The following is a 12,675-nucleotide window of genomic DNA, read 5'->3' on the forward strand; positions in this document are numbered from 1 at the left end:
GCGTTTTTAAGGGGAGGGACAATAGTTAATTTTTATATTTATTCGTATAGCGTTTCCAAAGTTTTGTTTGATGTGTTTCCAAACTTAACTTTCTTCCTTGAATAAATGCATTTAAGAGTATATTTCCTCTCATGTCTAATGCATCACCTTCTGAGATAAATAATGTAGCATCTTTACCAACTTCTAAACTACCAGTAAATTTGTCAATGCCTAGAATTTTAGCATTATTTAATGTAATTAATTGTAAAGCTTGTTCTTTTGTTAATCCGTAAGCAGCATAAGTACCAGCATAAAAAGGCAAATTTCTTGTACTCATGCGTTCCATACTACCATTCATTCCTAAACCTACTAATAAACCAGCATCAGTTAACGTTTTAGCAGAACGAAAAGGTAAATCATAATCTTCGTCTTCACTTGAAGGTAAACGATGTGCTCTTTCTATAACAACTGGAATATTATTCGATTTTAATAAAGGAGCTACTTTTTCAGCTTCAGCGCCCCCAACGATAACTATGTTTTTTATAGTAAGTTCATGAAATAAATTAATAGCATCAGTTATTCTATTTTTACCGTTTACATGAATAAAAACTTTCTGTGTTCCTTTAAATACATTTTTAAGGGCTTCATAAGGTAAGTTTTTATTAGTTTTTTTACTGTTTAAATACCTTTTTGCTTTAAAAAAATATTCTTTAATTTTTGTAATGTTTTTTACATAATTTTTATTTGGTTTTAAAGCAGGATCTTCTCCTAACCACCAACGACCTCTACTAAAATTACTAGGCCAATTTAAATGGATAGCGTCATCAGTTTTAATGCTCGCATCTTCCCAATTCCATGCATCAAATTGTACTACTGACGATGTACCAGATATACTACCACCTCTAGGAGTAATTTGTGCCATTAAAACTCCATTTGGACGCATGGTTTCTATAACTTTACTTTCCGTATTATACGCTATGATAGTTCTTATATGTGGTAGCATACTACCAACTTCGTCGTAATCTTTAGTAGCACGTACAGCATCAATTTCAGCTAACCCTAACGAGCTATTTGCAGCAATAAAGCCAGGGTATACATGCTTTCCTTTTGCATTAATTACTGTTCCTGTTCTAGCTATTCTTGTATTGGCACTACCAACAAAAGAAATTTTTCCTTTAGAAAACATAATTAATGAGTTTTCTATTATTTGTCCATTTCCTAAATGAGCTGTAGCACCTTCTATAGAGTAGTCATTTGTTTGTTTAGGAGCCGGAGTTTGTTGAGCAAGTATATTCCCTATGAATAAGAAATAAACTAAACTATATAAAATGGTGTTTTTCATGAGTTGTCTTTTAAAATTCTTATTCAGTATCACAGTGAAATAATTTTTTAGTTTTTTTAACTGGGGCTTGTGTTTTAGCTCCTTTAATTTTTTCTTTTAACATCATATTAATAAGTTTAGAGCGCTCTGCTTTTATAGCATTACGTTTTGCTAGGTCTTGTTTAATGTCAAAATAAATAGCTCCGTCAATAATTGTTTTTTCAGCTTTAGCATAAATAGATAAAGGATTATCACTCCACAATACCACATCGGCATCTTTTCCTACTTTAATACTTCCAGTTCGATCATCTAAATGTAATAATTTAGCAGGGTTAATGGTAATCATGCTCCAAGCTTCTTGTTCAGTCATACCTCCGTATTTGATAGTTTTTGCAGCTTCTTGATTTAACCTTCTTGACATTTCTGCATCATCAGAGTTAATTGCAACTGTAATACCTTGTTTATGCATTATTGCTGCATTGTAAGGAATTGCATCGTTAACTTCATATTTATATGCCCACCAGTCAGAAAAAGTAGAACCACCAACACCATGTTTTTTCATTTTATCAGCAACTTTATATCCTTCTAAAATATGTGTAAACGTATTAATGTTAAAATTGAATTTTTCTGCAACTTTCATTAACATATTTATTTCTGATTGTACATATGAATGACAAGAGATAAAACGTTTTTTATTAATAATTTCGGCTAATGTTTCTAACTCAATATCCTTACGGTAAGGCTTTCCACTTTTCTTTTTAGTATCATATTCTTTAGCTCTTTGAAAATAATCAATATAAACTTGTTCAACTCCCATTCGTGTTTGAGGAAATCTAACAGTGTTATTATCTCCCCAATTGGATTGCTTTACATTTTCACCTAAGGCAAACTTGATGAATTTTGGAGAATTTTTGTAAATTAATCCATCTGCATTCTCTCCCCATTTTAATTTTAATATAGCAGAACGTCCGCCAATAGGGTTTGCAGAACCGTGTAATATTTGAATTGATGTTACACCACCTGCTAAGTTTCTATAAATATTAACATCACTAGGATCAACAACATCTTCAATCGTAACTTCGGCTGATGAATTGTGTCCTGCTTCATTTATTGCAGAAGCAGCAATATGAGAATGTTCATCTATAATTCCTGCTGTTAAATACTTACCTGTTCCATCAATTACTTTGGTATTTCTAGCATTAATATTAGTACCAATTTTAGTTATTTTTCCATTAGAAATTAAAACATCAGTATTATTTAATACTTTTTGATTATCAGAAGTCCAAACAGTAGTGTTTTTAATTAAAATAGACTCTTGTTGTGGTATGTTATAGTTTCCATAACCAATATTAGGATAACTAATAGAAACTACTTCATTTGCTTTTTTCTCTTTCTTCTTTTTTCCTTCTTTCTTTTTCTCTTCCTTCTTTACTTTTTTAGAAGCAGACCATTCTATATCATTACCATTATTATCAACTCCATTTCCTTGCATAAGGTTTGCTGAGTTAGTAATTCTGCCAGAAAGCCTAGTGAAATTTCCATTGTCATTTAAAGTAATTTGAATCCAATCATTTTTAAATGAAAATTTACCATTTATTTTAGTTTTTTCTTGTTTAAATGTAGCTTTTTGTTTTGTACCCTTACCCGTAATTGTCATGGTATAGTTTTTACCATTAGCGTATAACATATATTCACCAGTAATATCTTTAATGTCCATAGGAGTAACACTATTTTTATTTCCTTGCACCCAATTTTCATAAAGTGTGGTTTTAGAATCAAAAATATCACCAGAAGTAATTAGGAAGTTAGCATAACTTCCTTTATTTAAGTTACCTATGCTGTTATTGTTAAGTATTTTTGAAGGTATTGTAGTTAAAGCTTCTAAAGCTGTTGTTTTATCTAATCCATACAAAATAGCTTTTTGTAAGTTCGTAGAAAATCCTTTAATGCTTTTAAGTTTATAAGTAGTTAAGGCAAAGGGAACATTGTTTTTAGCTAAAATGCTTGGGTTAGAAGGTTCTTGATTCCATTTACGCATATCGCTTAAAGCTATTTTGTTAGCTAAAGCAATGTTACTTACATCATACGCTTTTCTAAAATTAATAGGTATGATAAAAGTAGCGTTTGTTTTTTTTATATCATTAACACGCTCATATTCATCACCACCTCCAACAATAGTATATTGAATACCAAATTCATCTCCAATTTTGTCAGCACGTAAACTATTAAGGTAATCTCCAGCCCTGAAAATTTGAGGCAAACTTTTTTTCTTATTTAAAGCTTCTAAGGCTAAGTCAGAGTTTTTTGCATTTCCATTAGCGTACCAATTAGCATCTAAATAAGTTTGTCTTAATAAAGCCATAGCTCCCATACGAGAAGTTGGATATGATTGACGTGATTTACTACTTTTAGAAAAAGATAAATAATTAGCTGACTTTTTATTCAGTATTCTATATGCATCAGAACTATTAGAATTTAAAGCTATTAACACCCCATTTCCTTGCATGATTCCATCATCACTATGTGAGTTTACAACACCGAAACCTGCATTTAAAAGCTCTTTAGCTTTTTTACTGTCATATTTAAATTGATTAAAAGCATCTGTGTCAGGACGGATATGATCGTTCCAGTAATAGCCTTTTCTATTAGCATCATATTGTGGACGCCTGCTAAAGTTATTGTTTCTTTTTGCTTTTTTTACACCAAAATTAGCATATACATCAATAAATGAAGGGTAAATTGATTTTCCATTTAAATTAATAATTTGAGCATCTTTAGGTATGCTTACAGATTTACCAACATTTAATACTTTACCATCTTTAATAAGTAAAGTTCCTTTTTTTATAACTTGTTTAGGAGTAACATAGATAGTTGCATTTTTTAAGGCGATTAAACTACTTTTTGTAGTTTTAACCCCTTTATTGGTAGGGAAGTATTCTTGTGCTTTAATGTGTGAAATACACAAGCAGAATAATAGTATGAAAATTTTTTTCATTATGTTAAAGTTGAATTAGTTCTTAAATGTATTGATTTCTTAAATCTTAAAATTTTGTTTAACAAAATATTAAGATTATTTTAAGATTAGTTTTCCCATTTTTTCATGGCCAGATAGCCATGCTGTATTTTGATTTACAAATTGGATAGCATAAAAAGATTCATCGCTTAATTTTTTCCAATTTAGGCCTCCATCATTTGAAAAAGAAATACCTGTTTTTCCTACTGCTATAATTTCTTTACCTTTTGAATTAGGAACGTATTGAATGCAGCTTTTATAATTAGGTTCTTGGTTGTCTGCTACAAGAGTCCATGTTTTACCACCATCTGAGGTAATTGCTTTGTTAGCACAATTATCATTTGAATTTGAATAATCTCCACCAATAGTAATTCCATGTAATTCATCATAAAAATCAACAGAATACATGCCTTGTGGCCCATTACCTTGTACAATAGGCGTATCATATATGTTCCAAGTGTTACCTTTATCTGTAGATTTTAACACACGAGCTTTTTTCCCCCCAGAAACTATCCATACAGTATTGTTTACAATTTTAATATTTGTATTACTAGCAGCAAAAAATGCTTCACCATCTTCAAAAACTGGAAGTTTTGAGCATGGTATTTTATTCCAGGTAGTTCCTCCATTTGAAGTAATAATTATTGAAGGACAATTTTCTGTAGGATCTCCAACTGCAATTCCGTTTTTACCATCAGGGAAAAACTGTAAGGCATCGTAAAATACTTTTGGATGTTCTTCTTTATATACTATTTTAGTTTCATTAGCATCAATTTTATATAATAACGCAGGATTAGCTATAGATAAAGCAAAAATATTTTCTTTATTCACAGCAATACTTCTAAAATGTGGAGTAATAGAATCATTGTAAATAACTTTATTAAAATTCCAATTCTTTCCTCCATCTTCCGTTTTACCTATGTTTCCTTTTGAATCAGCAAAAATCACATTGTTATTATCAATAGCTTTTATTGCCCTTATACTTGAGCTATCTATTTTAAAAGTTGTAATATCTGCGCTATTAATGTTTCTAGGTTGGTATTCTTTTTTGCAAGAAATAAATATAATTGCGACTAAAAAAAAGAGTTCGATTCGTTTCATTTTTAATATTTTTACAGAACTAAAATAGGCAAAATATCAATGAAAAAGGCATTAGTAATTTCTGGAGGAGGAAGTAAAGGAGCATTTGCTGGCGGTGTAGTTGAGTATTTGATGAAAGAAAAAAATAAAAAGTATGATTTATTTTTAGGTACATCTACAGGAAGTTTAATGGTTTCTCATTTAGCTTTGCGTAAAGTAGATGCTTTAAAAGAACTTTATACGAAAGTAAATCAACAATCTATTTTTAGTAATAGCCCTTTTAAAATAAAAACTATTCATGGAGAAAAAGTAATTTCAATTCGTCATAGAAATACTTTATGGAACTTTTTAAAGGGAAGAAAAACATTTGGAGAAAGTAAAAATTTACGACGTTTAATAAGGAAAAACGTTACTAAAGAAATGTATGACGAAATTAGAGAGAAAAATAAAGAAGTAGTTGTTACTATATCTAATTTAACAGCTAATAAAATAGAATATAAATCTATTTTAGATTGCTCTTATGATGATTTTTGTGATTGGATATGGGGATCATGTAATTATGTGCCTTTTATGAGTTTGCTTGAAAAAAATTCTTGCCAATATGCTGATGGAGGCTTTGGTTGCTTAGTTCCTATTAGAGAAGCTATTTTAAGAGGAGCAAAAGAAATTGACGCTATTATTTTAGAAACTGAAGTAACTCAAATAAATAGAATGCCAGCTAAAAATCCTTTTTCTTTAATGCTTAACGTTTTTGATTTTATGTTAGAACATGTTGAAAAGCATAATGTGACTATAGGTAAATTATCAGCTAAACATAATGACGTTAAATTAAATCTTTATTATACACCTACTGTTTTAACAACTAATTCATTAGTTTTTGATAAAAAATTAATGAAAAAATGGTGGAAGCAAGGATATTACCATGCAAAGTATAAAGATGATACTTCAATGAACGATTTTAGAACAGAATTAATTGGAGATAAATGAAATTTGGAAAAGTTGACCATCCAGAATTAATAGATTTTACAATGCCTAATAACACTAAGGCTACTATTGATTTGTTATCTAAAAATAAAATATCTGATAGTCCAAATGTTTATGTAGGGTGTGCAAAATGGAATAAAGCAGATTTAAAAGGTTTTTACCCTAAAGGAACAAAAGATGAATTGGGGTATTATTCTAAACAATTTAATTCAATTGAATTAAATGCAACTTTTTATCGACAATTTTCAGGAGAACAGTTTGCTAAGTGGAAAGATAAAACTCCAAGTGATTTTAAGTTTTTCCCAAAACTGACTCAAGAAATTAGCCATTGGAAACGATTAGAAGGAGTACAAGAAGTTGTGAATTATTATATAGACAATGCACTACGATTAGAAGAGAAATTAGGTACTGTTTTTTTACAAATGCATTCTAATTTTGGATCTAAAAACTTTTCTAAGATAGAAAATTTTGTTAAAAGTTGGCCTAATGAAATTCCTTTAGCAGTTGAGGTTAGGCATCCAGATTGGTATACTGATAAAAGTATTTTTGAAGAGTATACTCAATTATTAGAAGAAAATAATGTAGCTAATGTATTAGTTGATACAGCAGGAAGGAGAGATATGCTTCACATGCGTTTAACAAATAATGAAGCATTTATTCGTTATGTAGGTGCAAATCATATATCGGATTACTCTCGTTTAGATGATTGGGTAGTAAGGTTAAAAGAATGGACAGATTTGGGGTTAAAAAACATTCACTTTTTTATTCATCAAAATTTAGAAGTTGAGTCTCCTTTATTAGCTTCTTATTTCATTAAAAAATTAAACAAAGAACTAAGTATTAATTTAAAAATTCCAAACGAAGATACTAATCAACAAATGTCATTATTGTAAATAAAAAAGCTCTGTTTTTAATCCCAGAGCTTTTTATTTATATTTTAAGTATGATTATTTTAAATCAACATACATATTATTATAGTTTGGATTATTTGATTTAGAATTACCAATTGATTCTAATTCAATAATTGTTTTGTTATAAACAGAACCACGTTTACCAGTTGTTATTAATTCAATTGTTCTAGCTAGCAAAGGTTCATTTTTATCGCCTAAAACCCCCATGTTACCATAACTCTCTGGAAGATTTATAGTTGGGTCAATTCCATCTTTATCGTTATAATTGTTTTTATTTACTATTTCTAATACGATAGGCTGCATTGCCCAATTATGATTTTGGTTTACGCCACTTTTTGTAAAATTAGGAGAATCGTATAATGTTACAGATCCGACGTATTTACCATGTGTTTTAGTACCAACAGTTTTTACATTAATGTGGGGAAGCAATCCGTTAATAATTAATTCAGAAGCAGAAGCAGAACTTCCAGTAGTAATAAAATAAATATTAGTTAAGTTCAAACTATTTATAATTTCACTATTTCCAATTTTATCAGGGAATCTATCAATAAGAGCATCAGGTGAAACAATACTCATATATTTTTTGTTCCAAAGTTGTTTTGCAAAAATGTCACCAGTAAATTGTCCAGTAATCATACTTGCTAGCCTTGTTGCAGTTCGAACAGACCCACCACCATTATATCTTAAGTCAATAATTAAATCTTTAACTCCATCTGTTTTAAATTTAGAAAAAGCTAAATTTAATTTAGAATCAAAATTGGCTGTAAAACTATTATACATTAAATACCCAATTTTTTTGCCTCCTTCATCAATAGTTTTGGCAATATGGATTGGATTTTCAGTAAAACTACTTTTACTTAATGAATATGTTGTTGAGTTTGTTATTGGATCTCCACTATTATAATTAGCTAAATGTATTGTATAAGAATTTGATTTTGAAAATAACAAATCTCTATAGTTTTTATCTGTAATAGTTGTACCATTTACTTTAGTAAAAATCATACCCCTTTTTACACCTTTATTAGCTGCATCTGTACCTGGAACAACATAACGTACATATCCAAAAACATTTGAAGAATTTGTTTTAAATCTTTTTAAACCAAATTCCATTCCAGTAGTTTCTGTTGTACCTTGAAATGATTGCTCTAAAGCAACATAATCACTAACAATCCATGACCATTTATCAACAATGTTTCTTTGATATAATAAACTTTCAAATAGGTTGTCAGGATTGTTGTATGTTGCTAAATAGTTGTTTTTTTGTTGATCTGTAGAAAATTTTCTATCTGATAAATCTGGGATTTTTTCTTGCCATAAATAAAATTTATTTAATCCATTCCAAATAAAAGAATTTACCCCATTATTAATTTGGTTAGGTTCTGTTTTTGAGCATCCACTAATAATAAAAGTAATTAAAAGAAGATTTAAAACGATACTTTTTTTCATATTAATTAGTATTAGGTAAATTTTGTGTTATAGTTACGTTTTGATTTAAGTTTCTTTGAGGTGTTATGCTGTTGTATAAATATTCAAAATTATTAGCGTTACACCTTGGTGTTGCACCAACAGCTCCTGATGATATATAATTTAAAACCCTATCTAATATAGGATCTGTATTTTCACCTAAAACTCCCAAGTTCAAAACATCTTCATTTGGGCAAAGTTCCATATTGGGTGTAAATCCGTTTTCATAGGTCACTTTATCTTTATTTAAAAATTTTAAAACAATAGGTTTTAAAGCAAAAGTGTGAGTAACATTTCTGTTGTCAAAATCATAATCTTCTGAATTATATAAAAGAATAGTTCCAGTATTATTACCTTCAGTTTGTCTACCTATAACATGTACATTAATATGAGGTTTCAAACTGTTAATTAATAATTCAGTGGCCGGAGAACCTGTAAATTCATTCCCATTTAAAATAATGTATACATCTGTTAAATTCAAACTATTAATAGCTGTGTTTTTATTTAACTTTTCTGTGAACTTAGTGTTCAATGAATCAGGTTGGTTAATTTCAAACCATGATTGAGCTTTAGTGTTCCATTGTTTTTTTATAAAAACTTCATCTTTAAATTGCCCAGTAATCATAGATGCAATTTTAGTAATATTTTCAGCAAAACTTCCACCTCCAATATTATAGCGAAAATCAATAATTAATTCATTTACCGATTGGTTTTTAAAGTTTAGAAAAGTTGTATTTAAGTCACTAATGTAATTTGTAGAAAAATCATTGTTATAAACTAGGTAACCTATATTATTAGTCCTATTTGTTATTACTTTTTCATGAAATACAGCAGGAAAGTCATATTGAGCTTTAACTAAAGCTACCCTTTTTGTATTAGGAGTAACAATAGTACCATTAAAATTAGCCATTTCTAATGTATATGCATTTTGATTAGTAACTAGCAATGATTGAAAATTAGTTCTTGTTAGTTGTACATTATCAACAGCATGAAAAAATTCACCACGAGTAATGTTTTTCGTAGCTGCATCTGAATTAGGCAAAATATGTGTTACATACCCTAATACATTCTCGGTACTTCCTGGTTCGGCAATGATTCCAAATTCTAATCCACTGGTAATGGCATTTCTTTTAGGGTTTTCTATGGTTGTATAATCATCTATAAGTGTAGATCTATCATCATTAGCTATTAATAAGCTTTTAAATAAATTTTGATTATCATTAAATCCATTTAAATAATCATATAATTGCTGATCAGAAGAAAAACGTCTATCAGATAAGTCAGGAATTTGATCTTGCCATAAGTAATAGGCATTTAATCCTTTCCATACAAAATCTTGTACTTCAATATTCTCAGGAGTAGGTTCTTTTTCACTACAAGAAGTTATAGTAAAAAAAACAAGTAAGAATAAAGGTATTTTAAAAAATTTCATATAGTAGGCTTTTGCTAAAAATTATAACGCAATTTAATGAATTATATTATTTTTTTTATAATTGATGTAACAAACATTATACTGTGTCGTCGTAATTATGTAAACCTGATAAAAAAGAATAAAATTATTTATAAGTTTACCTAACTAATTAACTAAACAATGAATCAATCAAACTTTTTAAAAGTTGTTTTACCATTTAAAGACAAGGTCTTTCGTTTGGCAAAAAGATTGTTAGTTTCTACAGAAGAAGCTGAAGATGCCACACAAGAGTTGTTTTTAAAGTTATGGAGAAATAAAGGAAAACTTTCAGAGTATAAAAATGTTGAAGCTTTTGCTATGACTATGACAAAAAATTATTGTTTTGATAGATTAAAATCTAAGCAAGCAGGTAATTTAACATTAGTTCACAGTAATTATAAAGAAAAAGAAACACCATTAGAAAAAAAAGTAGAAAATAACGATACAGTAAACCAAGTACACAGGCTAATTGAAAAACTACCAGAACAGCAAAAAATAATAATTCAACTAAGAGATATTGAAGAGTATGATTTTGATGAAATATGTAAAGTGGTTGATATGAAACCGACAGCAGTAAGGGTAGCACTTTCAAGAGCAAGAAAAACAATAAGACAAGAATTAATAAAAAAACACAACTATGGAGTTAGCTAGCATAGAAAAGTTATTAGATAAATATTTAAACGCAGAAACAACTTTGCAAGAAGAGAAAGTATTACAAAAGTACTTTAGAAGTAATAATGTAGCACCTCACTTGCATGAATATAGTGTAATGTTTAATTATTTTAAAGAAAGTAAAGATGAAGTTTTTACGAAAACCATTCAGTTAAAACCTGAGATAAAAAGAAAAAAGAACTGGAAATGGTTATCAGTAGCAGCATCAGTAGTTTTATTAATTAGTATTTACACAGGGAAACAAAAGTATGATGAGCATTTACAGAGAAAACAGTTTGCACAAATAAAAGAGGCATTGCAAATGGTTTCAATCAACTTAAATAAAGGAAACGAAGCATTATATGCAGTTTCAAGTAACATTAATAAAGGAAAAAATGCAATTGGACAGTTGAGTACCTATGAAAATACTGTAAATAAAGTAATAAAAACAGTAAACAATTAATTAAAATACCAAGTAAACTAAAAATAAACCAAGTACATTAAAAATAGAATATCATGAAAAAAATAATATTTATACTAGCATTTATCATAACATCAAGCGTATCATTTGGACAATCAATGTTCGATAAATTAGAAGATTTAGACGAAGTATCAGCTGTAGTAGTAACAAAAGATATGTTTGTTTTACTAGAGAAGTTTCCAGATGCAAAATCTGATGATATGGAAATATTTAACATGGCTAAAGGATTAAATGAGTTAAAGATATTTTCTACTGAAGATGGAAGTGTAGCTTCTAAAATGGAAAGTATGGTAAATAAGGCTATTAAAAGTTCTAATTTAACTCAATTAATGCGTGTTAAAGATAAAAATTCACGAGTAAAAATTTATATTAAGGCAACAAAAAACAAAGAAATAGTTAGTGAAGTATTGATGTTTGTAAAAAACATGAATAAAGGAGGTGATAATAAATCAAGTTCTACGGTTATTTCATTATCTGGTGAAATAGATGTAAATAAGCTGTCAAAAATTGCCAATAAATACTCAAAAAATAAGTAGTAAACATTAAAGGAGAGTTGAACTCTTAGTTCAACTTTCTTTTTCATTAATTTAAAAATTAAGAACATGAAAAAACTATATATATATTCCATAATGCTTTTTGCATTAGTAATTGTTTCTTGTAATAATAAAGAATCTTTACAAACTTATTTAGTAGATAGTCAAGATAAAAAAGGTTTTATATCATTAGATATTCCAGCAAGTGTTGTACAATTAACTTCAGATAGTACTAGTGAAGAAGACAAAAAAGCTTACGAAAGTATTAGAAAAATAAACGTTACTGGATTACCGTATACTAATACTGACGATGCTACTTATGAGGCTGAGAAAAAAAAGATAAAAGATATTTTAAGTAAATCATCTTATAAAAAGTTAATGAATTTTAAAAAAGATGGAATGAATGCAGCTATTTATTACTCAGGAGAGACTGATGCAATAGATGAGATAGTTGCTTTAGGTTACGGTAAAAAATTAGGTGTTGGTATTGCTCGTATATTAGGAAAAGACATGAATCCTGCTAAAATTATGGACATGATGCAAAAAGCAAAAATTAATACTGATAATGTTAACCTAGATCAGTTTAAAATGATTTTTAAAGATAAATAAAAAATAAAACAAACTTTTTTTAACCATTATACTTCATTGTATAATGGTTTTTTCTTTTTAACGGCTCATTAACAAGCCTAACGTCATATTTTCTTATTTTTGAAATTCCACAACTTTTTAATTACGGTATAATATTACTAAAACGAAAAAGTTTAATTAGTAAAGAAAAAATTTATGAAGTTTCAAAAACCGTTTATCC

General features: G+C 28.5%; 11 protein-coding genes. 6 read left to right on the forward strand and 5 right to left on the reverse strand.

Going from position 1 to position 12,675, the window contains the following annotated elements; translation table 11 throughout:
* Positions 1-25 precede the first annotated feature (25 nt).
* From DS884_RS00365 to DS884_RS00375, 3 genes are all read right to left on the reverse strand, one after another.
* Complete coding sequence (locus tag DS884_RS00365; protein ID WP_113785352.1) at positions 26-1,321, reverse strand: amidohydrolase family protein; 1,296 nt, start codon at positions 1,319-1,321, stop codon at positions 26-28.
* 19 nt (positions 1,322-1,340) lie between these two features.
* A complete protein-coding gene (locus tag DS884_RS00370; protein WP_113785353.1) occupies positions 1,341-4,295 on the reverse strand; it encodes an amidohydrolase family protein in 2,955 nt (984 codons plus the stop codon).
* A gap of 75 nt (positions 4,296-4,370) precedes the next feature.
* Complete coding sequence (locus DS884_RS00375; RefSeq protein WP_113785354.1) at positions 4,371-5,414, reverse strand: WD40/YVTN/BNR-like repeat-containing protein; 1,044 nt, start codon at positions 5,412-5,414, stop codon at positions 4,371-4,373.
* Positions 5,415-5,453: 39 nt separating this feature from the next.
* Here DS884_RS00375 and DS884_RS00380 point away from each other — a divergent pair, with 39 nt between their 5' ends.
* Together DS884_RS00380 and DS884_RS00385 are read left to right on the forward strand one after the other, a co-directional pair.
* Positions 5,454-6,380: a patatin family protein gene (locus tag DS884_RS00380; protein ID WP_093870883.1), complete on the forward strand. Its 927-nt coding sequence runs from the start codon at positions 5,454-5,456 to the stop codon at positions 6,378-6,380.
* The gene (locus tag DS884_RS00385) at positions 6,377-7,270 is read left to right on the forward strand and encodes a DUF72 domain-containing protein (protein ID WP_113785355.1); all 894 of its coding nucleotides are present in this window, start codon (positions 6,377-6,379) and stop codon (positions 7,268-7,270) included. The genes DS884_RS00380 and DS884_RS00385 overlap by 4 nt, the downstream gene beginning before the upstream one ends.
* Before the next feature lie 54 nt (positions 7,271-7,324).
* On the opposite strand, the gene DS884_RS00390 is transcribed toward DS884_RS00385, so the two are convergent.
* Both DS884_RS00390 and DS884_RS00395 read right to left on the reverse strand, forming a co-directional pair.
* A complete protein-coding gene (locus tag DS884_RS00390; RefSeq protein ID WP_233487081.1) occupies positions 7,325-8,734 on the reverse strand; it encodes a S41 family peptidase in 1,410 nt (469 codons plus the stop codon).
* Between the two features lies 1 nt (position 8,735).
* On the reverse strand, positions 8,736-10,184 hold the full coding sequence (locus tag DS884_RS00395) for a S41 family peptidase (RefSeq protein WP_113785356.1): 1,449 nt from the start codon (positions 10,182-10,184) through the stop codon (positions 8,736-8,738).
* A 159-nt stretch (positions 10,185-10,343) separates the two neighbouring features.
* On the opposite strand from DS884_RS00395, the gene DS884_RS00400 reads away from it, so the two are divergent.
* The 4 genes from DS884_RS00400 (at position 10,344) to DS884_RS00415 (ending at position 12,476) form a co-directional block, all read left to right on the forward strand.
* Positions 10,344-10,853, forward strand: coding sequence for an RNA polymerase sigma factor (locus DS884_RS00400; protein WP_093870887.1), 510 nt, complete (start codon positions 10,344-10,346; stop codon positions 10,851-10,853).
* Positions 10,840-11,316: a hypothetical protein gene (locus DS884_RS00405; RefSeq protein WP_093870888.1), complete on the forward strand. Its 477-nt coding sequence runs from the start codon at positions 10,840-10,842 to the stop codon at positions 11,314-11,316. Before DS884_RS00400 ends, DS884_RS00405 begins: the two co-directional genes overlap by 14 nt.
* A gap of 53 nt (positions 11,317-11,369) precedes the next feature.
* Positions 11,370-11,870 (forward strand): DUF4252 domain-containing protein, encoded by a 501-nt coding sequence (locus DS884_RS00410; RefSeq protein ID WP_113785357.1) that lies wholly within the window; start codon positions 11,370-11,372, stop codon positions 11,868-11,870.
* Between the two features lie 66 nt (positions 11,871-11,936).
* Positions 11,937-12,476: a DUF4252 domain-containing protein gene (locus DS884_RS00415; RefSeq protein ID WP_093870890.1), complete on the forward strand. Its 540-nt coding sequence runs from the start codon at positions 11,937-11,939 to the stop codon at positions 12,474-12,476.
* Positions 12,477-12,675: the final 199 nt, after the last annotated feature.

This window comes from Tenacibaculum sp. E3R01 (assembly GCF_003318185.1).
Taxonomy (GTDB): Bacteria; Bacteroidota; Bacteroidia; order Flavobacteriales; family Flavobacteriaceae; genus Polaribacter; species Polaribacter halocynthiae.